Source organism: Streptomyces sp. NBC_01012 (genome assembly GCF_045162755.1).
Classification (GTDB): Bacteria; Actinomycetota; Actinomycetes; order Streptomycetales; family Streptomycetaceae; genus Streptomyces.
Genome location: NZ_CP108688.1, coordinates 5,418,394 through 5,440,399, shown reverse-complemented (window position 1 = coordinate 5,440,399; position 22,006 = coordinate 5,418,394). Strand labels below are relative to the sequence as shown.

At 70.5% G+C, this 22,006-nt stretch carries 20 protein-coding genes; 9 read left to right on the top strand and 11 right to left on the bottom strand.

Features of this window, described 5'->3' with window-relative positions:
* The first annotated feature begins 193 nt into the window (after nucleotides 1–193).
* Nucleotides 194–1,009, top strand: a complete 816-nt coding sequence (locus OG623_RS24335; RefSeq protein WP_406149237.1) for a hypothetical protein — start codon at nucleotides 194–196, stop codon at nucleotides 1,007–1,009.
* Between the two features lie 22 nt (nucleotides 1,010–1,031).
* Nucleotides 1,032–1,679: a class F sortase gene (locus tag OG623_RS24330; RefSeq protein ID WP_406149236.1), complete on the top strand. Its 648-nt coding sequence runs from the start codon at nucleotides 1,032–1,034 to the stop codon at nucleotides 1,677–1,679.
* 36 nt (nucleotides 1,680–1,715) lie between these two features.
* Here the strand turns inward: OG623_RS24330 and OG623_RS24325 are convergent, their stop codons facing one another.
* A complete protein-coding gene (locus OG623_RS24325; RefSeq protein ID WP_406149234.1) occupies nucleotides 1,716–2,507 on the bottom strand; it encodes a sulfite exporter TauE/SafE family protein in 792 nt (263 codons plus the stop codon).
* Between the two features lie 262 nt (nucleotides 2,508–2,769).
* Here OG623_RS24325 and nirB point away from each other — a divergent pair, with 262 nt between their 5' ends.
* Together nirB and nirD are read left to right on the top strand one after the other, a co-directional pair.
* Nucleotides 2,770–5,358: a nitrite reductase large subunit NirB gene (gene nirB, locus OG623_RS24320; RefSeq protein WP_406149233.1), complete on the top strand. Its 2,589-nt coding sequence runs from the start codon at nucleotides 2,770–2,772 to the stop codon at nucleotides 5,356–5,358.
* Complete coding sequence (gene nirD, locus OG623_RS24315; protein ID WP_406149232.1) at nucleotides 5,355–5,684, top strand: nitrite reductase small subunit NirD; 330 nt, start codon at nucleotides 5,355–5,357, stop codon at nucleotides 5,682–5,684. The genes nirB and nirD overlap by 4 nt, the downstream gene beginning before the upstream one ends.
* A 14-nt stretch (nucleotides 5,685–5,698) precedes the next feature.
* On the opposite strand, the gene OG623_RS24310 is transcribed toward nirD, so the two are convergent.
* From OG623_RS24310 to OG623_RS24290, 5 genes are all read right to left on the bottom strand, one after another.
* Nucleotides 5,699–6,115: a VOC family protein gene (locus tag OG623_RS24310; RefSeq protein WP_406149231.1), complete on the bottom strand. Its 417-nt coding sequence runs from the start codon at nucleotides 6,113–6,115 to the stop codon at nucleotides 5,699–5,701.
* 136 nt (nucleotides 6,116–6,251) lie between these two features.
* Entirely contained in the window at nucleotides 6,252–7,265 is a 1,014-nt protein-coding gene (locus OG623_RS24305; RefSeq protein WP_406149230.1) for an ArsR/SmtB family transcription factor, read from the bottom strand.
* A gap of 475 nt (nucleotides 7,266–7,740) precedes the next feature.
* Nucleotides 7,741–10,452, bottom strand: coding sequence for a pyruvate, phosphate dikinase (gene ppdK, locus OG623_RS24300; protein ID WP_406149228.1), 2,712 nt, complete (start codon nucleotides 10,450–10,452; stop codon nucleotides 7,741–7,743).
* A 585-nt stretch (nucleotides 10,453–11,037) separates the two neighbouring features.
* Nucleotides 11,038–12,189: a tRNA dihydrouridine synthase DusB gene (gene dusB, locus OG623_RS24295; protein WP_406149226.1), complete on the bottom strand. Its 1,152-nt coding sequence runs from the start codon at nucleotides 12,187–12,189 to the stop codon at nucleotides 11,038–11,040.
* Between the two features lie 69 nt (nucleotides 12,190–12,258).
* On the bottom strand, nucleotides 12,259–13,203 hold the full coding sequence (locus tag OG623_RS24290) for a helix-turn-helix transcriptional regulator (protein WP_406149224.1): 945 nt from the start codon (nucleotides 13,201–13,203) through the stop codon (nucleotides 12,259–12,261).
* Nucleotides 13,204–13,304: 101 nt separating this feature from the next.
* Between OG623_RS24290 and OG623_RS24285 the strand changes: the two genes are divergently transcribed.
* Nucleotides 13,305–14,774 (top strand): MFS transporter, encoded by a 1,470-nt coding sequence (locus OG623_RS24285; protein ID WP_406149223.1) that lies wholly within the window; start codon nucleotides 13,305–13,307, stop codon nucleotides 14,772–14,774.
* A gap of 60 nt (nucleotides 14,775–14,834) precedes the next feature.
* Here OG623_RS24285 and OG623_RS24280 read toward each other — a convergent pair whose 3' ends face one another.
* The 3 genes from OG623_RS24280 to OG623_RS24270 form a co-directional block, all read right to left on the bottom strand.
* Entirely contained in the window at nucleotides 14,835–15,041 is a 207-nt protein-coding gene (locus OG623_RS24280; protein WP_406149222.1) for a DUF6243 family protein, read from the bottom strand.
* Nucleotides 15,042–15,224: 183 nt separating this feature from the next.
* The gene (locus OG623_RS24275; protein ID WP_362887775.1) at nucleotides 15,225–15,428 is read right to left on the bottom strand and encodes a hypothetical protein; all 204 of its coding nucleotides are present in this window, start codon (nucleotides 15,426–15,428) and stop codon (nucleotides 15,225–15,227) included.
* A 93-nt stretch (nucleotides 15,429–15,521) separates the two neighbouring features.
* A complete protein-coding gene (locus tag OG623_RS24270; RefSeq protein WP_406149220.1) occupies nucleotides 15,522–16,904 on the bottom strand; it encodes a glycine--tRNA ligase in 1,383 nt (460 codons plus the stop codon).
* A 221-nt stretch (nucleotides 16,905–17,125) separates the two neighbouring features.
* On the opposite strand from OG623_RS24270, the gene OG623_RS24265 reads away from it, so the two are divergent.
* From OG623_RS24265 to OG623_RS24250, 4 genes are all read left to right on the top strand, one after another.
* Nucleotides 17,126–18,109, top strand: coding sequence for a metal ABC transporter substrate-binding protein (locus OG623_RS24265; protein ID WP_406149219.1), 984 nt, complete (start codon nucleotides 17,126–17,128; stop codon nucleotides 18,107–18,109).
* Between the two features lie 44 nt (nucleotides 18,110–18,153).
* Nucleotides 18,154–18,930, top strand: a complete 777-nt coding sequence (locus OG623_RS24260; RefSeq protein WP_406149217.1) for a metal ABC transporter ATP-binding protein — start codon at nucleotides 18,154–18,156, stop codon at nucleotides 18,928–18,930.
* The gene (locus OG623_RS24255; protein ID WP_406151981.1) at nucleotides 18,930–19,829 is read left to right on the top strand and encodes a metal ABC transporter permease; all 900 of its coding nucleotides are present in this window, start codon (nucleotides 18,930–18,932) and stop codon (nucleotides 19,827–19,829) included. Before OG623_RS24260 ends, OG623_RS24255 begins: the two co-directional genes overlap by 1 nt.
* Before the next feature lie 65 nt (nucleotides 19,830–19,894).
* Entirely contained in the window at nucleotides 19,895–20,329 is a 435-nt protein-coding gene (locus tag OG623_RS24250) for a Fur family transcriptional regulator (protein ID WP_406149215.1), read from the top strand.
* Nucleotides 20,330–20,403: 74 nt separating this feature from the next.
* Here the strand turns inward: OG623_RS24250 and OG623_RS24245 are convergent, their stop codons facing one another.
* Nucleotides 20,404–21,216 carry an isoprenyl transferase gene (locus OG623_RS24245; protein ID WP_406149213.1) on the bottom strand — a complete coding sequence of 271 codons (813 nt, stop codon included), beginning with the start codon at nucleotides 21,214–21,216 and terminating at the stop codon, nucleotides 20,404–20,406.
* Nucleotides 21,217–21,238: 22 nt separating this feature from the next.
* Entirely contained in the window at nucleotides 21,239–21,985 is a 747-nt protein-coding gene (gene recO / locus OG623_RS24240) for a DNA repair protein RecO (RefSeq protein ID WP_406149211.1), read from the bottom strand.
* Nucleotides 21,986–22,006: the final 21 nt, after the last annotated feature.

The following is a 22,006-nucleotide window of genomic DNA, read 5'->3' as shown; positions in this document are numbered from 1 at the left end:
GGGTGGCGGGCTCACCCGATCGGCACCGGCGGACCCGACGGCCTCCCCCACCGCCGCGACCTGCACCGGATCGCCCCGGCGGGCGCGTTCCCGGGTCCGTACGGGTGAGAACTGACGCCACGTCAGCATGCGGCCGGAGGCCCCGGCGCCTTGCATCGAGGGCAGGACACATCCGTCTGCCCGGAGGATTCCCATGCACAGCCGCCCTGCCCGCCTCGTGACCGGAACCGCCGCCGCGGCGCTCACCGCCGCCGCACTCGGCCTCGCCATCCCGTCCGCGCACGCGGACAGCCTCGGCAGACCGGGGTTCAGCGCGGCCGCGGACTGCGGGGCCGAGGACACGGCGGGCACCGATACGGCGGCCCCCTGCGGCGACGGTGGGACGGCGGCCGGGGGCCTGGACCGGTCCGGGGCCGGGGCCCGGTCCGGAAGCGTGGCCGGAAACCTCGTGGCGGGAAACCTCGGCGCCGAAAGCCTGGGAGCCGATGACGCCGGAGCCGATGCCCCAGGAGCCGATGACCCAGGACCGGCCGACAGTCCGGATCTGACCGATCCGACCGGAGGCCTGGACACGGCCGATGACCCGGCAGCGGTGTCGGGGTCCTCCTGGCCGGACGCGGAGGCGGGGGTGGAGGAAGAGGGCGACACAGGGATCGGGGACGGGTCCGGCGCCGGAACGTTCCAGCAGCCCGGGACCGGCACCGGAACGGCTCCCGGCACGAAGCCGGGCGACCGTCCGGAGACCGCGCCCTCGCGCGGGACCGACCCCGGAACAGCCCCGGGAACCGACCCCGGTGCGGGGAAGCCTCCCGTGTCCCCCGGGCACAAGCCCACGACCGCACCCAGCACCGGTCCCAGCCACCCCTCCGGCCATGTCGGGACCGGTGTGGGCGGCAGCGCCGCCCCCGACACCGCCCAGCTCGCCGCGGGCGCCGGCCTGGTCGGGGCGGCGTCCATCAGCGGTCTGCTGCTCATCCGCCGCCGCCGCGCCGACGGCCCCCGCCACTGAGGCGGCCGACGGAGGACGGGACGTGGACAGGACGGCACTCAGGGCCAGGGCCTGGCTGGTGGGCGTGGCCGCGCTGTGCGGCACCTGGCTGGTCCACAACGGCGCGGCCCCCCGGACCGTCGCCCCCCAGCCCTCGACCGCCGAGGCCTTCGCGGCGGGCCCCGAGGTACGGCCGGGCGCCCGGGCCGCCGAACCGCTGCGCGCCTCCGCACCTGTCAGGATCCGTATCCCGGTCATCGGGGTGGACGCGCCCATGACGGGCCTGGCGCTGGGCGCGGACGGCAGTCTCGACGCTCCGCCCGCCGCCGACCGGAATCTCGCGGGCTGGTTCGAGGGCGGCACACCGCCCGGCGCCAAGGGCACCGCCGTGGTGGCCGGTCACGTCGACAACGCGGAGGGACCGTCCGTGTTCTACGCCCTCGGCTCCCTGAAGAAGGGCGCGGCGGTGGAGATCGACCGCCGGGACGGCCGCACCGCCGTCTTCTCCATCGACGCGGTCGAGGTGTACGAGAACGACGCGTTCCCCGACAAGCGGGTCTACGGCCCCACCGCGCACGCCTCCCTGCGGCTGATCACCTGCGGCGGCGGTTTCACCCGCGAGACGGGCTACCAGGGCAACGTGGTGGCGTACGCCCACCTCACCGGGGAGCACCGAACCGGGGAGGACTGACCGGGAACACCGACCGCCGGGGACCGCATCGCCCGGTCAGGCGGTCCACTGGTCGAAGCCGAGCTTCGCGACCAGCGAGAAGACCACGACCAGCAGGACCCCGCGGACGAAGTCGCTGCCCTTGCGGAGAGCCATCCGCGCCCCGAGCATCCCGCCCGCCAGATTGAATACGGCCATCAGCGCGGCCAGCTGCCACAGGACGGTGCCCTGGTAGGCGAACATCGCCAGCGCGCCGCCGTTGGTGCAGACGTTCACGATCTTGGCGGTGGCGGATGCGGTGACCAGGTCGAGGTGGAGCACGGCGGTCAGCGCCAGCACCAGGAAGGTGCCCGTGCCGGGCCCGAACAGCCCGTCGTAGAAGCCGATGCCACCGCCGACCAGCACCACCGCGGTGACCGCGCGGGCCCGGGTGACCTTACGGTCCGTGCCGTCGCCCGCCGCCGCCGTGCCGAAGGACGGCCGCAGCATCACGAAGGCCGCGACGGCCAGCAGCACCACCATGATCACCGGACGGAGCAGATCGCTGCTGATCCCCGCGGCGAAGAAGGCACCGGTCATCGATCCGGCGAGCGCCATGAGCCCGATCCGCACGGCGACCCCGACCCGCACCGGCGCCTTCCGTACATAGGTCACGGCGGCGCCCGAGGTCCCGACGATCGCGACGGCCTTGTTGGTGCCCAGGACGTGCGCGGCCGGGACGTGCGGGAGACCCAGCAGCAGGGCGGGCAGGAGGAGCAGGCCGCCTCCGCCCACCACCGCGTCGATCCAGCCGGCCGCGGCGGCGGCCAGACAGAGCAGGACCAGGGTGGTCAGCGTGATCTCGGGCATATCCACGAGCTTAGAGGGTCCGGTCCAACCAGTTGCCGGCCCCTCACAGCGGCCGTCCGCGCACGCTGAGCGCAAGGTTCCCCCCGGGAAACAGGAGGGATGCGGTCGGGTAACACCCGCCGCGCACGCTCGTCGGCATGAGGACACGGGCAGCGAACCCGGCACGGGCGGCGAACCCGGCACGTGGACCTGGCAGGACGACGACGCCCCTCCCCACCGACATGTCCCCGCTCCACCTGCTCACCAACGACGGAGGCCTCTGATGCCGGTGTCCACTCCCCCGACCGCCCCCACCGCAGGCGTGCCGACGATCGTGGTCGTCGGGCACGGCATGGTCGGACAGCGGTTCCTGGAAGCGCTCGCCGACCGCGGACTGACCGCGGCAGCCGGTACCGCCAGGGTCGTCGTGCTCTGCGAGGAGCCCCGCCCCGCGTACGACAGGGTGCAGCTGACCTCCTACTTCTCCGGCCGGACGCCCGAGGACCTGTCGCTCGTCGAGCCGGACTTCATGGCGCGCCACGGCATCGAGCTGCGCGTCGGTGATCCGGCGGAGAGCATCGACCGCGAGGGGCGGGCGGTCACCGCGCGCTCCGGGGAGGTCTTCCTCTACGACACGCTGGTGCTGGCCACCGGCTCGTACCCCTTCGTCCCGCCCGTTCCCGGCAAGGACGCCGAGGGCTGCTTCGTCTACCGCACCATCGAGGACCTCCTCGCGATCGAGGAGTACGCGAAGCACGCGAGGACCGGCGCGGTCGTCGGCGGCGGGCTGCTCGGGCTCGAGGCCGCCGGCGCGCTGAAGGGGCTCGGGCTCGACACGCACGTCGTGGAGTTCGCGCCCCGGCTGATGCCGGTCCAGGTCGACGAGGGCGGCGGTGCCGCGCTGCTGCGCACCATCGAGAACATGGGCCTGACCGTCCACACGGGCGTCGGTACCCAGGAGGTCACCGTGGGCGGGGACGGCCGGGTCGGCGGCATGTCCCTGTCGGACGGTTCCTCGCTCGAGACCGACCTCGTCGTCTTCTCCGCCGGCGTACGCCCCCGGGACCAGCTGGCCCGCGACTGCGATCTGGCGGTCGGCCCGCGCGGCGGCATCGTCGTCGACGAGGAGTGCCGCACCTCCGACCGGGACGTCTTCGCGATAGGCGAGTGCGCGCTGGCATCGGACGGCCGGGTCTACGGCCTTGTGGCCCCGGGTTACGAGATGGCCCTCGCGGCGGCCGAGGTGATCGCGGGCAACGCGGCCTCCTTCACCGGCGCGGACCTCTCGACGAAGCTGAAGCTGCTCGGCGTGGACGTCGCCTCCTTCGGTGACGCGCACGGCACGGCCGACGGCTGCCTCGACGTCGTGTACGCGGACTCCCGCTCGGGTGTCTACAAGAAGCTGGTGATCGGCCAGGACGGCACCCTGCTCGGCGGGGTCCTGGTCGGCGACGCCGACCAGTACGGCACGCTGCGGCCGATGACCGGCACGGTGCTCCCCGTCGCCCCCGAGCAGCTGGTGCTGCCGGCCGCCACGGGCGGCGGCCCGGTCGTCCTCGGCCCGTCCGCGCTGCCCGACGAGGCCGTGATCTGCTCCTGCCACAACGTCACCAAGGGCGCGATCCGCGAGCACACCACGCTGCCCGAGGTGAAGCAGTGCACCAAGGCCGGTACGGGCTGCGGGAGTTGCGTCAAGGTCATCGGACAGCTGCTGCCGCAGCCCGAGGACCAGGGACTGTGCGGCTGCTTCGCGTACACCCGCGGTGAGCTCTACGAGATCGTCCGCACCCTGGGCATCACGACGTACGCGGGACTCCTCGACTCGCACGGCCGCGAGGAGGCGCGTGGCGGCGACGGCTGCGAGATCTGCAAGCCCACGGTCGGCTCGGTCATCGCCTCGCTGGCCCCGACGGTCGGCGCGAGCGGTTATGTCCTGGACGGCGAGCAGGCCGCCCTCCAGGACACCAACGACCACTTCCTGGCCAACCTCCAGCGCAACGGCTCGTACTCCGTCGTGCCCCGCATCCCCGGCGGTGAGATCACCCCGGAGAAGCTGATCGTGATCGGCGAGGTGGCCCGGGACTTCGGCCTCTACACGAAGATCACCGGCGGTCAGCGGATCGACCTCTTCGGCGCCCGCGTCGACCAGCTGCCGCTGATCTGGACGCGCCTGGTGGACGCGGGCTTCGAGTCGGGGCACGCGTACGGGAAGTCGCTGCGCACGGTCAAGTCCTGTGTGGGGCAGACCTGGTGCCGCTTCGGCGTGCAGGACTCGGTGAGGATGGCCATCGACCTGGAGCTGCGCTACCGGGGGCTGCGCTCCCCGCACAAGCTGAAGTCGGCGGTCTCGGGCTGCGCCAGGGAGTGCGCCGAGGCCCGCGGCAAGGACTTCGGGGTCATCGCCACGGCACAGGGCTGGAACCTCTACGTGGGCGGCAACGGCGGCGCCACCCCGCGCCACGCGGACCTGCTCGCCCAGGATCTCTCCGACGCCGAACTGGTCCGCCTCATCGACCGGTTCCTGATGTTCTACATCCGCACGGCGGACCGCCTGGAGCGCACCTCGACCTGGCTGGACCGGATCGACGGCGGCCTCGACCATGTGCGGGACGTCGTCGTCCACGACTCGCTGGGCCTCTGCGACGAGCTGGAGCGGCTGATGGCCGACCATGTCGCCGGCTACCGCGACGAGTGGGCCGGGACCATCGACGACCCGGAACGGCTGCGGCGCTTCGTCACCTTCGTCAACGCCCCCGACGCACCCGACCCCTCGGTCAAGTTCGTCCCCGAGCGCGACCAGGTCAAGCCCGACCTGGACATCCTCGCGGGCCCCGTGCTCGCCGTCCGTACTCTCGAAGGGACTTCCCGATGACGATCCAGCTTGCGGACGGGGACGACTGGCTCACGGTCTGCGACCGTGACCTGCTGACCCCGGGGCGCGGTGTGGCCGCGCTCCTCCCCGACGGCCGGCAGGTCGCGCTGTTCGTGGACCGGGCGGGCCGGGCGTACGCGATCGACAACCGCGACCCGTTCACCGGTGCGTACGTCCTCTCCCGGGGCCTGACCGGCTCCGCCGGCGGACGCCCGTTCGTCGCGTCGCCGCTGCTCAAGCAGCGTTTCGACCTGGCAACGGGCGCCTGCCTGGACGACGACGACGTCTCGGTCCCGGTCTTCCCGGTCCGCGAGGGCAGCCCTTGAGGCGTACCGCCATGTCAGGCCTGTCCGGCGACGGCGGCCGGGTCCATCCAGACGACCTCCCAGATGTGGTGGTCGGGGTCCTGGAAGGAACGGCCGTACATGAAGCCCTCGTCCATGGGCTCGTTGGCGGGCGAGCCGCCGTTGGCGAGCGCGGCGTCGGCCAGCTCGTCGACCTTCTGGCGGCTGTCCGCGCTGAGGGCGATGAGAACCTCGGTCGTTCTCGACGCGTCGGCGATCTCCTTCTTGGTGAAGTCCTTGAACCTCGGCTCGCTGATGAGCATGGCGAAGATCGTGTCGCTGATGACCAGACAGGCCGTCGTGTCGTCGCTGAACTGCGGGTTGAAGCCGAAGCCGAGCTTCGCGAAGAAGTTCTTCGTCGTGGCGAGATCCTTGACCGGCAGGTTCACGAAGATCATCTGAGGCTGGGTCATGATGGTTCCACTCTTCCGTCCGGCACTCTGCGGTGCTCCCACGCGCTCCGTACGAGCGCTTACAAGAGGGGAGACCGCCGCGCGGCGCGGAACTCATCGCTCGGACCGTCCGCCCTTCCGGATCCGCCCTTCCGGATCAGGGCACGGCGACCGGGGCTCCGCCCCTGAGCAGAGCGGCACCCAGCGGGGTGAGGGTGTGCAGGACCGAGCTGCCGTGGCGCAGGGTGCGGACCAGGCCGGCCTCCCGCAGCACACTGGCGTGCTGGCTCGCCGACGCCAGGGACACCCCGGTCCTGCGGGCCAGCTCACTCGTCGTGCAGCCGTTGCCTATGGAGCGCAGGACCGTGGAGCGGGTGTGGCCCACCAGCCGGCCGAGCCAGGGACCCGGCTCGGCGACGGCCGGGGCACCGGGGTGGGTGACCGGGTAGACAAGGACCGGCGGGAGGCCCGGGTCCCGGTAGACGACAGGGGTGCCCCGGCAGAAGAACGACGGCTGCAGAAGCAGACCGCGCCCGTCGAGCCGTAGCTCCCGGTCGACGGGGTAGTCCGCCTCCAGCACGGGGGCCCGCCAGCGGATCATCGGCGGCAGCGTGGCCAGGAGCTCGTCCGCACCGCCGTCCAGCAGGGCGCGGCCCCGGACGGCGCGGTCGGCCTCGACGCTCGCCCTGATGTGCGGCCAGTACGGCTCGACCGCGGCGCGGTGGTAGGCGCGCAGGGTGGTGATGAGGCGCCCCAGCGGCTCCGGGCGCCCCTCGGCCAGAGCCGCCTCAGGAAGCGCTGCGGCCGTGGCGCCGGACGGGCGGCGTGTACGGGCGGCTCCGCCCGCCAGCAGGCCGAGTTCCCCGCGGATGCGGTCCGTGGGCGTGTCCCGCAGCGCCTCCATTCCGGCGTCGAGCCCGAACGGCTCGGCGCCTCCCACGGAAGGCGTCAGGAAGTCGGGGAAATAGCCGCGGAGCGGAACGACAGCGGACAGCAGGCGCGCTTCACCATTCAACCGGTTACGGGATTCCTTCCGCCATTTCCCGAACACCGTGGACCCCCGTCTGTCTCTCAGCCGGTGAAAACTGAGAATGGTCTCCCACATCGCGTCCGGCCTCGTGGCCATCCGCACACGCGAAAGGTCCATCCCGGACACATGGATACGCAGCACCTGACCCCCACCTGTTGCACTCGCAATTTCCCCCGCAGAAGCGTATGCGGGGCGTCACGGAAGGTCACCACGGGGTTTCGGCCACAGTTGAAATGTCTCGCCCGTATCCCCGCCAGCCGAAAAGCTGTACGACGTCGGGTGCGTATCCGGCGTCACCGAAAGAGCGGTTGAGGGCCGTGGGGGGCTTCGCCCGTTCGGCGGCGGTGAACGACGGTGCGGCTCCGCACCCGACGGGGTAAACGGGTGCGGTCCGGGGGTGGGGATCCCCGGACCGCACCCCACCGATTTGCGGGACGAACGCGTAAAGAGAAATGGTTCGCATTTCAAATGAGGAAGAGGCGGCACGAGGAAGCGGCGGCACCCCCGCACAGGGTGCCGCCGCTTCCCGGTAATCCGGCTCCGCCGTGGGAACGATGAGGGTCTCCGATATCCGACGGCGGTATCCGGAATCGCGGCGGGCGAGGCCCGCCGGGTCTCAACGGCTGTCGCTGCCCCGCGATTCGGCGGCTGCCCTGCCCGCTTCCAGCCGGGCTACCGGAATGCGGAAGGGCGAGCAGGAGACGTAGTCGAGGCCCACCTCGTGGAAGAAGTGCACCGACTCCGGGTCCCCGCCGTGCTCACCACAGATACCGAGCTTGAGGTCCGGGCGGGTGGCCCGGCCGGCCTCCACGGCGCTGCGTACGAGGGCGCCGACGCCGTCCTTGTCGATCGTCTCGAACGGCGACACCCCGAAGATGCCCTTCTCCAGGTACGCGGTGAAGAACGAGGCCTCCACGTCGTCGCGGGAGAAGCCCCAGACCGTCTGGGTGAGGTCGTTGGTGCCGAAGGAGAAGAACTGCGCGGCCTCGGCGATCTGACCGGCGGTCAGCGCGGCGCGGGGCAGCTCGATCATCGTGCCGATGCTCAGCTTCAGCCGCGTACCGGTGGCCGCCTCGACGTCGGCGATGACGCCGTCGGCCTCGTCCCGGACGATCTCCAGCTCCTGGACCGTGCCGACGAGCGGAATCATGATCTCCGCGCGCGGGTCGCCCTTGGCGTTCCTGCGCTCCGCCGCCGCCTCGGCGATGGCGCGTACCTGCATGGCGAACAGCCCGGGGATGACCAGGCCGAGACGGACACCGCGCAGACCCAGCATCGGGTTCTGCTCGTGCAGCTTGTGCACGGCCTGGAGGAGGCGCAGGTCGTTCTCGTTGGCGTCCTTGCGGGACTCGGCGAGCGCCACCCGTACGGAGAGCTCCGTGATGTCGGGCAGGAACTCGTGCAGCGGCGGGTCGAGCAGCCGTACGGTCACGGGCAGCCCGTCCATCGACTCGAACAGCTCGATGAAGTCGGCCTTCTGGAGCGGGAGCAGCGCGGCGAGCGCGGCCTCCCGCTCGTCGTCGGTGTCCGCGAGGATCAGCTTCTCGACCATCTCGCGGCGCTCACCGAGGAACATGTGCTCGGTGCGGCACAGGCCGATGCCCTGGGCACCGAAACGACGGGCCCGCGAGGCGTCCTCGGCGTTGTCCGCGTTCGCCCGTACCCGCAGCCGGCGTACCCGGTCGGCGTACGCCATGATCCGGTGCACGGCGCCGACCAGTTCGTCGGCGTCATCGGCGCCCGCGTGCATGCGCCCCTCGAAGTACTCCACGACCGGGGACGGCACGACGGGTACCTCGCCGAGGTACACCTTGCCGGTGGAGCCGTCGACGGAGACGAGGTCGCCCTCCTCCACCACGGTCTCGCCGACCGTGAGCCGGCGGCGCTTGGTGTCGACCTCGATCTCCTCGGCACCGCAGACGCAGGTCTTGCCCATGCCGCGCGCCACCACCGCGGCGTGCGAGGTCTTGCCGCCGCGCGAGGTCAGGATGCCCTCGGCGGCGATCATTCCGTCGAGGTCGTCGGGGTTGGTCTCGCGGCGGATCAGGATGACCTTCTCGCCGGACCGCGACCACTTGACCGCGGTGTACGAGTCGAAGACGGCCTTGCCGACGGCCGCGCCGGGCGACGCGGCGATCCCGCGCCCCAGCAGGACCGTCGTGGCCGCGTCGTCGAAGCGCGGGAACATCAGCTGCGCGAGCTGTGCGCCGTTGACCCGCTGAAGTGCCTCGGCCTCGTCGATGAGGCCCTGGTCGACGAGCTGGGTGGCGATACGGAAGGCGGCGCCTGCGGTGCGCTTGCCGACCCGGGTCTGGAGCATCCAGAGCTGACCGCGCTCGATGGTGAACTCGATGTCGCAGAGGTCCCTGTAGTGGGTCTCCAGCGTCTCCATGATCTTCATCAGCTGGTCGTACGACGCCTTGTCGATCGACTCCAGGTCGGCGAGCGCCACCGTGTTCCTGATACCCGCGACGACGTCCTCGCCCTGCGCGTTCTGGAGGTAGTCGCCGTAGACGCCCTGGTGGCCGCTGGCCGGGTCACGGGTGAACGCGACGCCCGTGCCGGAGTCGGGGCCGAGGTTGCCGAAGACCATCGAACAGATGTTGACGGCCGTGCCGAGGTCGCCGGGGATGCGCTCCTGGCGGCGGTAGAGCTTGGCGCGGTCGGTGTTCCACGAGTCGAAGACCGCCTTCACAGCCAGGTCCATCTGCTCACGCGGGTCCTGCGGGAAGTCGCGCCCCGCGTCCCGCGTGACGATCTTCTTGAACTCCTTGACCAGCTTCTTCAGGTCGGCCGCGTCCAGGTCCACGTCGACGGTGACGCCCTTGGCCGTCTTCGCGGCCTCCAGCGCCTCCTCGAAGAGATCGCCGTCGACCCCGAGCACGGTCTTGCCGAACATCTGGATGAGACGGCGGTAGGAGTCCCAGGCGAAGCGCTCGTCGCCGGCCTGTGCGGCGAGACCGACGACCGAGGCGTCGGAGAGGCCGATGTTCAGGACCGTGTCCATCATGCCGGGCATCGAGAACTTGGCGCCGGAACGGACGGAGACCAGCAGCGGGTCGTCGGCCTGGCCGAGGTCCTTGCCCATTCGCTTCTCGAGCGCTGCCAGGTGCGTACCGACCTCGTCGCGCAGCTCGGCCGGCTCGTCACCGCTGTCGAGGTAGACCTTGCAGGCCTCGGTGGTGATGGTGAAGCCCGGAGGGACGGGCAGCCCGAGGTTGGTCATCTCGGCCAGGTTGGCACCCTTGCCGCCCAGAAGATCCTTCAGATCCTTGTTGCCCTCGGTGAAGTCGTAGACGAACTTCTGGGGGTCTTTGTGTTCCGACACGGGTCTCGACTCCTCGAGGACGCGGTGGCTGCCCTGACGGCGAGGAACATACCCAGATCGAAGGCTTCTGGGTACGGCCACTTGCGCGTCGTGAGGGCGCAACCACCCGTCCGCCAGCAGATCGAAAGTGATGCGCCCCTGCGCCACATGGAGGAAGAACGTTCACCTCTTGAAGGCACCATCACCGATGGTGCGCATCATGGCACTTGAGCTCCACACAGAGTGAGGGATGCTTTGATCGATCAAAGTAAACCCGCCTGGCACCCAGTGCCGCCATTTGAGAAGTACAGCAACCAAAAGAGCGCTCATCTGAGCTAAACACCCCTCAGGGGTGGCGAGAATCACGCCCCGACCCGCGCTCAGATGTCACTATCCGGACGCCCGCGCGTCGACATCTGGTCACCATCAAGCTATGCGTACTCGACAGAGCGTGATCGGAACCTCTCGGGAGGAGGTGATCTCACCCCTCCACCGCGAAATCGCGGCGCAACGCACGGCATTCAAGGGGAAAATACCGCTCATCTGAGCAGGCCCCCTCGTGGGGCACTCGGTGCCCCGGTGCAGGGGCCCGACGCAGGGCCCCGGTCAGCCGCCCGAGGTGTCCAGCTCCGCCTCGGCGCCCACGCCCGCGCAGTCGTACGGGTCCTTGAGCCAGCCGTCCGGCAGCGCCACCCGGTTGTTGCCCGAGGTACGCCCTCGCGGGCCGTCCGCGCCGTCCGGCCAGGGCTGGTCCAGGTCGAGCTCCTGGAGCTGCCCGCCCAGTTCCTCCAGGGACGAGGTGACCGCGAGCCTCCTGCGCATGTCCGAACCGACGGCGAAGCCCTTGAGATACCAGGCCACATGCTTACGGAAGTCGATCACGCCCCGGCTCTCGTCACCGATCCACTCCCCCAGCAGCGTCGCGTGCCGCAGCATGACCTCCGCGACCTGGCGCAGGGCCGGCGCCTGCCTCTCCCCCGTGCCCTCGAAGGCGCCGACCAGGTCACCGAAGAGCCAGGGGCGCCCCAGGCAGCCACGGCCGACGACGACGCCGTCGCAGCCCGTCTCCCGCATCATCCGCAGCGCGTCGTCGGCGCTCCAGATGTCGCCGTTGCCGAGGACCGGGATCTCCGGGACGTGCTCCTTGAGGCGCGCGATGGCGTCCCAGTCGGCCGTGCCGCCGTAGTGCTGGGCGGTGGTCCTGCCGTGCAGGGCGACGGCCGTGATGCCCTCCTCCACGGCGATGCGGCCCGCGTCGAGGTAGGTGGTGTAGTCGTCGTCGATGCCCTTGCGCATCTTGATGGTGACCGGCAGATCGCCCGCCTCGGCCACGGCCTCACGGAGGATCGCGCGGAGGAGCGGACGCTTGTACGGGAGCGCGGAGCCGCCGCCCTTGCGGGTGACCTTGGGGACGGGGCAGCCGAAGTTCAGATCGATGTGATCGGCGAGGCCCTCGTCGACGATCATCCGGACCGCCTTGCCGACGGTGACCGGGTCCACCCCGTACAGCTGGATGGAGCGCGGGGTCTCGCTCGCGTCGAAGTGGATGAGCTGCATGGTCTTCTCGTTGCGCTCGACCAGCGCCCGTGTGGTGATCATCTCGCTGACGAACAGCCCCTTGCCCCCCGAGAACTCTCGGCACAGGGTGCGGAACGGTGCGTTGGTGATGCCGGCCATGGGCGCGAGCACCACCGGCGGCTGCACGGTGTGCGGGCCGATCCGGAGCAGCGGGAGGGCAGGGGCGGCGAGCGTGGTCATGGCCCCATTGTCCCGCACGCCCCACGCGGCGGGGATGCCGCCCGCTGAGGCCTCCACGCAGGACGCCGCTCAGGCCTCCACGAAGGACGCCGCACGGGAATCCACGAGGGGCTGACCGGTGGTGGGGATCCGATCGGCGGCGGACTCCTCGCCGGACTCCGCGAGCACGGTCGCCATCAGCCGCTCCACCCCCAGCCGTGACTGCTCGTCCGAGGGGACGTACGTCACCATGCGCGGGCCCGCCGACGGGCCGAGCCACAGATCCGTGTGATCGAGCCTGAGCAGCCCCACCTCGGCGTTACGGAAGATCTTGGTGCGGTTCGACGGCCCGACGACCTCGTGCCGGGCCCAGATCTCGCCGAATTCGGGCGAGACGGCCTCCAGCCTCGCCAGCAGCGCCTTCCAGGCGGGCTCGGCCAGATGCTCCGCCATCGCGGCGCGGAACTTGGCGGCCATCACCCGGCGCATGCCGGGCAGATCGACGACGGAGGAGCGCCACTGCTCGTTGATGTAGGCGAGCAGCATGCAGTTGCGGTCCTCGGGGGCGACCTCGTCCAGGTCGCACAGCAGCCTGCCGTAGGTGCGGTTGTAGGCGAGGATGTCGTACCGGCTGTTCTGGATGCAGGCCGGGAAGGGCTCCAGGCGCGTGAGCATCTCCTGGAAGGCCGGGGTGATGCCGGTGCAGTCCGAGCCCGGCGCGGGGTCGACGGCACCGGCGAGTGCGAAGAGGTGGGTGCGCTCGCTGCGGTCCAGCAGCAGGGCGCGGGCCAGGGAGTCGAGGACCTGCGGGGAGACCTGGATGTCGCGCGCCTGCTCCAGCCAGGTGTACCAGGTGACGCCGACGGCGGAGAGCTGTGCGACCTCTTCTCGGCGCAGCCCCGGGGTCCGCCTGCGGCGGCCCCTGGCCAGGCCGACCTGCTCGGGGGTGATCCGCTCACGACGGCTGCGGAGGAATCCGGCAAGCTCGTGCCGCCGGATCTCGGTCTCGGGTGCTTCGCTCGCCACGGTCGCCATGCTTCCAGCGTGCCGAATGTCCGGGCGTATTGCCAGGTGCTCCGTGTACCAGGATAAAGACACTCTGGTACCAGGCTGAGGAGAGGTCCATCGTCGATGCCGTGAGTGAATCCTCTGTACTGACGAACCCATCCGCCACCCGCACCCCGGTGGCACGGCACGACCACCCCACGCCGGTGCTCGGCGGGCTCGGGCTGTTCACCGTGCTGCTCGGCGCGGCACTGCCTCTCATCGACTTCTTCATCGTCAACGTCGCCCTGCCGACCATCGACCACGACCTGGCCGCGGGCCCCGCGCTCCTGGAGCTGGTCGTCGCGGGCTACGGCCTCTCCTACGCCGTACTGCTCGTCCTCGGCGGGCGCCTCGGCGACATGGCCGGACGGCGCAGGCTCTTCCTCATCGGGATGGCCGCCTTCGGTCTCACCTCGCTCGCCTGCGGTCTGGCCCCTGACGCCTGGACCCTCGTGGGGGCACGGGTGGCGCAGGGCGCCGCCGCGGCGCTGATGCTGCCGCAGGTGCTCGCCACCATCCAGTCGGCCACGGCAGGGCACCGTAGGGCGCGTGCCATGAGCCTGTACGGGGCGACCGCGGGGCTCTCCATGGTCGCCGGCCAGATCCTCGGCGGCGTCCTGGTCTCCGCGGCCCCGCTGTCCTCGGTGTTCGGCGAGAGCGCGGGCTGGCGGTCGGTGTTCCTGGTGAACGTCCCGGTGGCGGTGGTGGGGCTGGTCCTGGCCGTGCGCACGGTGCCGGAGACGCGTTCGGACCGGCCCGCCCCCGTCGACGTACCCGGCACGCTCCTGCTGGCCGCGTCCCTGGTGACGCTGCTGGCCCCGCTGACCGAGGGACGGGCCGCGGGCTGGCCGCTGTGGACCTGGGTGTCCCTCGCCCTGTTCCCGTTCGCCGCGGCGGCCTTCTACCGGGTGGAGCGCCGGGCCGACGCGCTGGGCAGGACACCGCTGGTGCCGCCGAGCCTGCTGCGGCTTGTCTCGCTGCGGCGCGGGCTGGCTCTGGTGGTGCCGTTCTCGATCGGCTTCGGCGGCTTCATGTTCGTGATCGCGGTGGCCCTCCAGCAAGGCCTGGAGATGGGCCCGGCCGCGGCAGGTCTTTCCCTGGCGCCGATGGCCACCGCCTTCTTCGTGGCCTCGCTGGCCGGCCCCAGGCTGGTACGCCGCTTCGGCAGCCGGGTCGTGACGGCCGGCGGGCTGATCCAGGGCGTCGGCGTCACGGTGCTGGCGCTGACCGTGTGGCGCGGCTGGCCGGACCTCGGGCTGCTGGGCCTGCTGCCCGGCATCGCGATCGCGGGCCTGGGGCAGGGGCTGCAACTGCCCGTGCTGATGCGGATCGTGCTGTCCGACGTACCGGCCGAGCGTGCCGGGGTGGGCGGCGGTGTGATGACGACGACCCAGCAGGCCACCCTGGCGCTGGGGGTCGCCACACTCGGCACGCTATTCCTGTCGCTGGCCTCGGGCTCGGGGATGCGGGACGCGCTGATCGTGACGCTGCTCGTGCAGCTGGCGGCCGTCGTCCTGACGACCCTGCTGAGCCTGCGTCTGCCCCGTGCAGTGAGGTGAGCGGGACGGACACGGGCCCGGACCACCGAGGTGGTCCGGGCCCGCGGTCGTACGAGGGGATCAGCTGTCGGCCGGGGCGTCCTGCGCCGGCGCGGCCTCGGCGGCAGCGGCGGCGCGCTCGCGCATCTTGCGCACCAGCTCCTGCTTCTTGTCCTCGGCGGCCTTGCGGTCGTCGTTGCGCGCGGGGCCCGCGCCCTGCTGTTCGGCGCGGGACAGCTTCTTGCGCTGTCCGCCCACGCCGAGGAGGTTGTTGCGGCTCTTGGCCACGGTGTTCTCCCGTTCGTCATGAGGAGGTGAGGATGACGTGTCGTGTATCGATCCGGTGGGCGACGGGCGGTCGGGCCCGTCGCGCGCTCACTCGTAGATCTGGAAGAACGAAGACATGGCGACAAGGTACCCCGGCGGAAGGGGGTACCTCATCCGGTTTTTTCCGCCGCGCCCGACAGCCTCTCAGGCCGTCGGGTCGACCGTGGCCTGATGAGCCTCGGTCAGATGCTCCTCGGCCTTGAGCCAGGGCAGGAACTGCGCGCCCTTGCGCCATCCGCAGGTGTCGCAGGTCAACTGCCGCGACATTCCCGACTTCCTTACGTGGACGACGTGTTCACGGCCGTGCTGGTCCCATCTGCTGACCTTGCTCGTGGTCATGGACGGCATCCTGGCCTCCCTGTGGACGAGTGCGCCCAGTGTGCACGAAGCCCCCGGTTCCGTGCGGCGGAACCGGGGGCTTCGTGCTGTGGAGCGGGTGCGTCAGCAGCCCAGCAGGCGGGAGCCGAGGTAGCTCTGGATCTGGTCCAGGGAGACGCGCTCCTGCTTCATCGTGTCGCGCTCGCGCACGGTCACCGCGTTGTCGTCGAGGGTGTCGAAGTCGACGGTGACGCAGAACGGCGTGCCGATCTCGTCCTGGCGACGGTAGCGGCGGCCGATGGCGCCCGCGTCGTCGAACTCGATGTTCCAGTTCTGCCGCAGGTCGGTGGCCAGGCCCTTGGCCTTCGGCGACAGCTGCGGGTTGCGGGACAGCGGCAGGACGGCGACCTTGACCGGCGCGAGGCGCGGGTCGAGGCGCATCACGGCGCGCTTCTCCATGACGCCCTTGGCGTTGGGAGCCTCGTCCTCGCTGTACGCGTCGAGGAGGAACGCCAGCATCGCGCGGCCGACACCGGCCGCGGGCTCGATGACGTACGGCGTGTAGCGCTCGCTCTTCTCCTGGTCGAAGTAGGAGAGGTCCGTGCCGGAGGCCTTGGAGTGCGCCGTGAGGTCGTAGTCGGTGCGGTTGGCGACACCCTCCAGCTCGCCCCACTCGCCGCCGCCGAAGCGGAAGCGGTACTCGATGTCGGCGGTGCGCTTCGAGTAGTGGGAGAGCTTCTCCTGCGGGTGCTCGAACCAGCGCATGTTCTCCTCGCGCATGCCGAGGCCGGTGTACCAGTTCCAGCGCTGCTGCATCCAGTACTCCTGCCACTCCTCGTCCTCGCCCGGCTTGACGAAGAACTCCATCTCCATCTGCTCGAACTCACGCGTGCGGAAGATGAAGTTGCCCGGAGTGATCTCGTTCCGGAAGGACTTGCCCATCTGGGCGATGCCGAACGGCGGCTTCTTGCGCGAGGTCTGCTGCACCTGGCCGAAGTTGGTGAAGATGCCCTGGGCGGTCTCGGGGCGCAGGTAGGCGACCGAGCCGGAGTCCTGGGTGGGGCCGAGGTGGGTGGAGAGCAGACCCGAGAACTGCTTGGGCTCGGTGAAGGTGCCCTTGTTGCCGCAGTTGGGGCAGTTGAGGTCGGCGAGGCCGTTGACCGGGGGCTTGCCGTGCTTCTCCTCGTACGCCTCCTCCAGGTGGTCGGCGCGGTAGCGCTTGTGACAGGAGGTGCACTCGGTGAGCGGGTCGGAGAACGTGGCGACATGGCCGGAGGCGACCCAGACCTCGGGGGCCAGGATGACCGACGAGTCGAGACCGACCACGTCCTCGCGCGAGGTGACCATGTAGCGCCACCACTGGCGCTTGAGGTTCTCCTTCAGCTCGACGCCCAGTGGCCCGTAATCCCAGGCGGCCTTCTGGCCACCGTAGATCTCACTGCAGGGGTAGACGAAGCCACGGCGCTTGCTCAGGCTGACGATGGTGTCGATCTTGTCGGCGGCCACGGTGCTCTCTTCATTACGACGACGAAAGTTGGACAGGGGGGCGGCGCGGCGAGCGCCTCGGTGGGGGGTGCTCGAATGACGGGCGGGCGAATACCCCAGATTACCGGCGGGCGCACCCCCCATATCAAATCGGTGGGGCGCATCGCGGTCACCCGGTCCGGATCCGGGCATCTCATCAGCCTTGTTGACAATCGTTTCCACTTTTGTTGAAAATGACTGTCATGAACGTACGTCGCCTCATACCCACAGCCGCCGTCGCCGGAGCAGTCGCTCTCGGCCTCACCGCGCTCTCCGCCTGTTCCACCTCCGACGCGGCCGAGGGCGGGAGCGACGGCACACTGGACGTGGTGGCGTCCTTCTACCCGATGCAGTTCCTCGCCGAGGAGATCGGCGGGTCGCACGTCTCCGTCACGAGCCTGACGAAGCCGGGGACCGAGCCGCACGACCTGGAGCTCTCCCCCAAGCAGATCGGCGGACTGAGTGACGCCGACTACATCCTCTTCCTCAAGGGCATCCAGCCCGCCGTGGACGACGCCGTCGCCCAGGCCGGTGTGAAGAACACCGTGGACGCGGCGAAGCTCACCACGCTCGAGGACCACGGCTCCGAGGTCGACGCCCACGACCACGACCACGGCGAAGACGAGGAGCACGGCGAGGACCACGACCACGAGGGCGAGGAGGCCGGCCTCGACCCGCACATCTGGCTGGACCCGGTGAAGTACGCCGAGGTCGCCAAGGGTGTCGGCAAGTCCCTGGAGAAGGCCGACCCCGACCACGCCGCCGACTACCGCAAGAACACGGACACCCTGGTCACCGAGCTCGACGAGCTGAACACCGCGTACAAGACCGGGCTGAAGGACACCGCGACCAAGACGTTCATCACCACGCACTCCGCCTTCGGATACCTCGCCGAGCGCTACGGCCTCGTCCAGGAGGGCATCGCCGGCCTCGACCCCGAGGCCGAGCCCAGCCCGGCCCGGATCGACGAGATCCACACCATCGCGGAGAAGAACAACGCGACCACCGTATTCTTCGAGACGCTCGCCAGTGACAAGACCGCGAAGACCCTGGCGAAGGACCTCGGACTGAAGACCGGAGTTCTGGACCCGCTGGAAGGAATCACCGACAAGTCCGCCGGTGCTGACTACATCGAGGTCATGAAGTCCAACCTCGCAGCCCTGCAGAAGGCTCTCGGCGCGAAGTGACCCCCGCGGTACCCGGACCACCCGTAGCAGCACCGGAGGCGATCATGCCCGAGCCCAGTACGCCAGAACCCGTGATCAGCATGCGCGGAGCCACGGCGACGCTCGGCGCGCGCCCGGTGCTGCGCGGTGTCGACCTCACCGTCCACCGGGGCGAGGTTGTGGCGCTGCTCGGCGCCAACGGATCGGGCAAGTCCACCGCCGTACGCTCCGTCATCGGCCAGGTGCCGCTCACCGGTGGCAGCGTCGAGCTGTTCGGCACACCGCTGCGCCGCTTCCGCCGGTGGTCCCGCGTCGGATACGTACCGCAGCGCACCACGGCGGCGGGCGGCGTCCCCGCCACGATCCGCGAGGTCGTCGCCTCCGGGCGGCTGTCGCGTACGAAGCTGAGGATCCCCGGCAAGGCGGACCGGGCGGCCGTGGACCGGGCCATCGAGCTCGTCGGCCTCGGCGACCGCGCCAAGGACTCCGTGAACGCGCTCTCCGGCGGCCAGCACCAGCGGGTGCTGATCGCCCGCGCGCTGGCCGCCGAGCCCGAGGCGCTGATCATGGACGAGCCGATGGCGGGCGTCGACCTGGCCAGCCAGGAGATCCTCGCCACGACACTGCGCGAGCAGGTCGCCGGCGGGGCGACGGTGCTCCTCGTCCTGCACGAGCTCGGCGCCCTGGAGCCGCTGATCGACCGGGCGATCGTCCTGCGCGACGGCTGCGTCATGCACGACGGACCGCCCCCCGAGGCCGTGGGCCAGCACGCCCTGCCCGGCCACGACCACGTACACCCCCACGCGGCCTCCGAGCCCGTCCGGACGGGACTGCTGACCTGATCATGCTGGAATTCCTGAACCCCCCCTTCATGCAGCGGGCCCTGATCGCGGCCGTCCTGGTCGGGATCACCGCCCCCGCCATCGGCATCTATCTCGTCCAGCGCCGCCAGGCCCTGATGGGCGACGGCATCGGGCACGTCGCGATGACCGGCGTCGGCCTCGGCTTCCTGCTCTCCACCAACCCGGTCTGGATGGCGACGCTGGTCGCCGTGGCCGGCTCGGTCGTCATGGAACTCATCCGCTGGTACGGACGCACCCGGGGCGACATCGCCCTGGCCATGCTCTTCTACGGCGGCATGGCGGGCGGGGTGATGCTGATCAACCTCTCCGACACCGGCTCCAACGCCAACCTCACGTCGTATCTCTTCGGCTCGCTCTCGACGGTCTCCGAGGAGGACGTCACCACCATCACCGTCCTGGCCGCCTTCGTGATCCTCGTCACTGTCGGGCTGCGGCGTCAGCTGTTCGCGGTCAGCCAGGACGAGGAGTTCGCCCGGGTCACCGGGCTGCCGGTGCGCGCGCTCAATCTGCTGGTCGCCGTGACGGCCGCCGTCACCGTCACCGTGGCGATGCGGGTCGTCGGCCTGCTGCTGGTCAGCGCGCTGATGGTGGTGCCCGTCGCCGCCGCCCAGCAGATCTCGAAGTCCTTCAAGGTGACGTTCGTGCTGGCCGTCGTCATCGGCACGGCCGTCACGCTGGCCGGCACCGTGGCCTCGTACTACCAGGACGTGCCGCCCGGCGCGACGATCGTGCTGCTGGCCATCGCCGCGTTCATCCTGCTGACGGCGCTCGCCACGCCGCTGGCCCGCAGACGCGCGCGGCTCCGCGAGAGCGAGGCGGAGCGGTGCACCCTTGAGGTACCGGCTGCCCGCCCGGCACCGGACGACGTTCAGGTGTGACCGTGTCGACGGGGCGGGCTGGCACAATGGCCCGACACACGTACGGGCGACACGAGGAGGCAGCTGTGGCGACGGCGCCGATCAGTGGCACGAACGCGGCTCCGGTGCGCGGCCGGTCCACCCGGCAGCGGGCGGCGGTCGCGGCGGCGCTCGACGAGGTCGACGAGTTCCGCAGTGCCCAGGATCTGCACGATGTGCTCAAACACCGGGGTGACTCGGTCGGGCTGACCACGGTCTACCGCACGCTCCAGTCCCTGGCCGACGCGGGCGAGGTCGACGTCCTGCGCACGACCGACGGCGAGGCCGTCTACCGGCGCTGCTCGACCGGTGACCACCACCACCATCTGGTCTGCCGCGTCTGCGGCAAGGCCGTCGAGGTGGAGGGTCCCGCCGTGGAGCAGTGGGCCGAGACCATCGCCGCCCAGCACGGCTATGTGAACGTGGCACACACGGTGGAGATCTTCGGGACCTGCGCGGAGTGCGCGGGCGCCGAGGGCTGACACCCCCGGCACACGGACGCGTGGAGGGGGCCCCGGCGTCGGGGCCCCCTCCACGCGTCTTGCGCGACAGGCCCTCAGGCCTTGGTGATCTCCTCTGCGCCGCCGAAGCGCCGGTCGCGCCGGGCGAACTCCAGGCAGGCGTTCCACAGGTCGCGGCGGTCGAAGTCCGGCCACAGGACGTCCTGGAAGACCATCTCGGCGTAGGCGCTCTGCCAGATCAGGTAGTTGGACGTGCGCTGCTCCCCGCTGGGCCGCACGAAGAGGTCGACGTCCGGCATGTCCGGGTAGTAGATGTACTTCGCGAACGTCTTCTCGTTGACCTTCGAGGGGTCGAGCCTCCCCGCCGCGACGTCCTCGGCGATGCGCCGCGCCGCGTCGGCGATCTCGGCCCGGCCGCCGTAGTTGACGCAGAAGTACAGCGTCATCCTGTCGTTGTCCTTGGTCTGCTCCTGGGCGACCTGGAGCTCCTGGACGACGGACTTCCACAGCTTCGGCATGCGGCCGACCCAGCGGATACGGATGCCGAGCTCGTCCATCTCGTCGCGGCGGCGCCGGATGACGTCCCGGTTGAAGTTCATGAGGAACTTCACCTCCTCCGGCGAACGCTTCCAGTTCTCCGTGGAGAACGCGTACAGCGAGAGGTTCTTGACGCCCATCTCGATACAGCCCTTGAGAACGTCCATGACGACGCCCTCACCGACCTTGTGGCCCTCGGTGCGCGGAAGACCCCGCTCCTTGGCCCAGCGGCCGTTACCGTCCATCACGATGGCGACGTGCTTGGGCACGATCTCGCCGGGGATCTTCGGCGGGGTCGCGCCGGAGGGGTGCGGCTCGGGCGTCCTGTAATCGGACCGGTTACGACCACCGAGCATCCCGCGTACTGCCATGAGCTTCTCTCGTCTCCCTGTGTCACTTCTCCACGTACCGCAGCGAGCGCAGGCCGCGCTCAAGATGCCAGTGCAGATAGGCGGACACGAGCCCGCTCCCCTCCCTGACATGACGCGCCTCGGACGCGTCCGCCGTCTCCCAGTCGCCCGTGAGCAACGCGCTCAGCAGTTCGACGGCCTCCGCCGAGGGTACGACGCTGCCGGGCACCCGGCAGTCGCCGCATATGACGCCGCCCGCCGCGACGGAGAAGAACCGGTTCGGTCCTGGCATTCCGCACTTGGCGCAGTCGACGAAGCTGGGGGCGTAGCCGTTGACGGCCAGCGAGCGCAGCAGGAACGCGTCCAGGATGAGATGCGGCGCGTGTTCGGCGCGCGCCAGGGTGCGCAGCCCTCCGACGAGCAGCAGGTACTGCTGGACCGCTGGCTCACCCTCGTGGTCGGTGAACCGCTCGGCGGTCTCCAGCATCGCGGTGCCGGCGGTGTAGCGGGCGTAGTCGGAGACGATGCCGCCGCCGTACGGAGCGATCGTCTCGCTCTGGGTGCACAGCGGGAGGCCGCGTCCGATCAGCTCGCTGCCGCGTGAGAAGAACTGCACGTCCACATGGGAGAAGGGTTCGAGCCGCGCGCCGAATTTGGACTTGGTGCGGCGCACCCCGCGCGCGACGGCGCGCACCCGCCCGTGGCCGCGGGTCAGGATCGTGATGATCCGGTCGGCCTCGCCCAGCTTCTGCGTACGCAGCACGACGCCGTCGTCCCGGAACAAGCTCATACGGCCATTGTCGCCCACCGG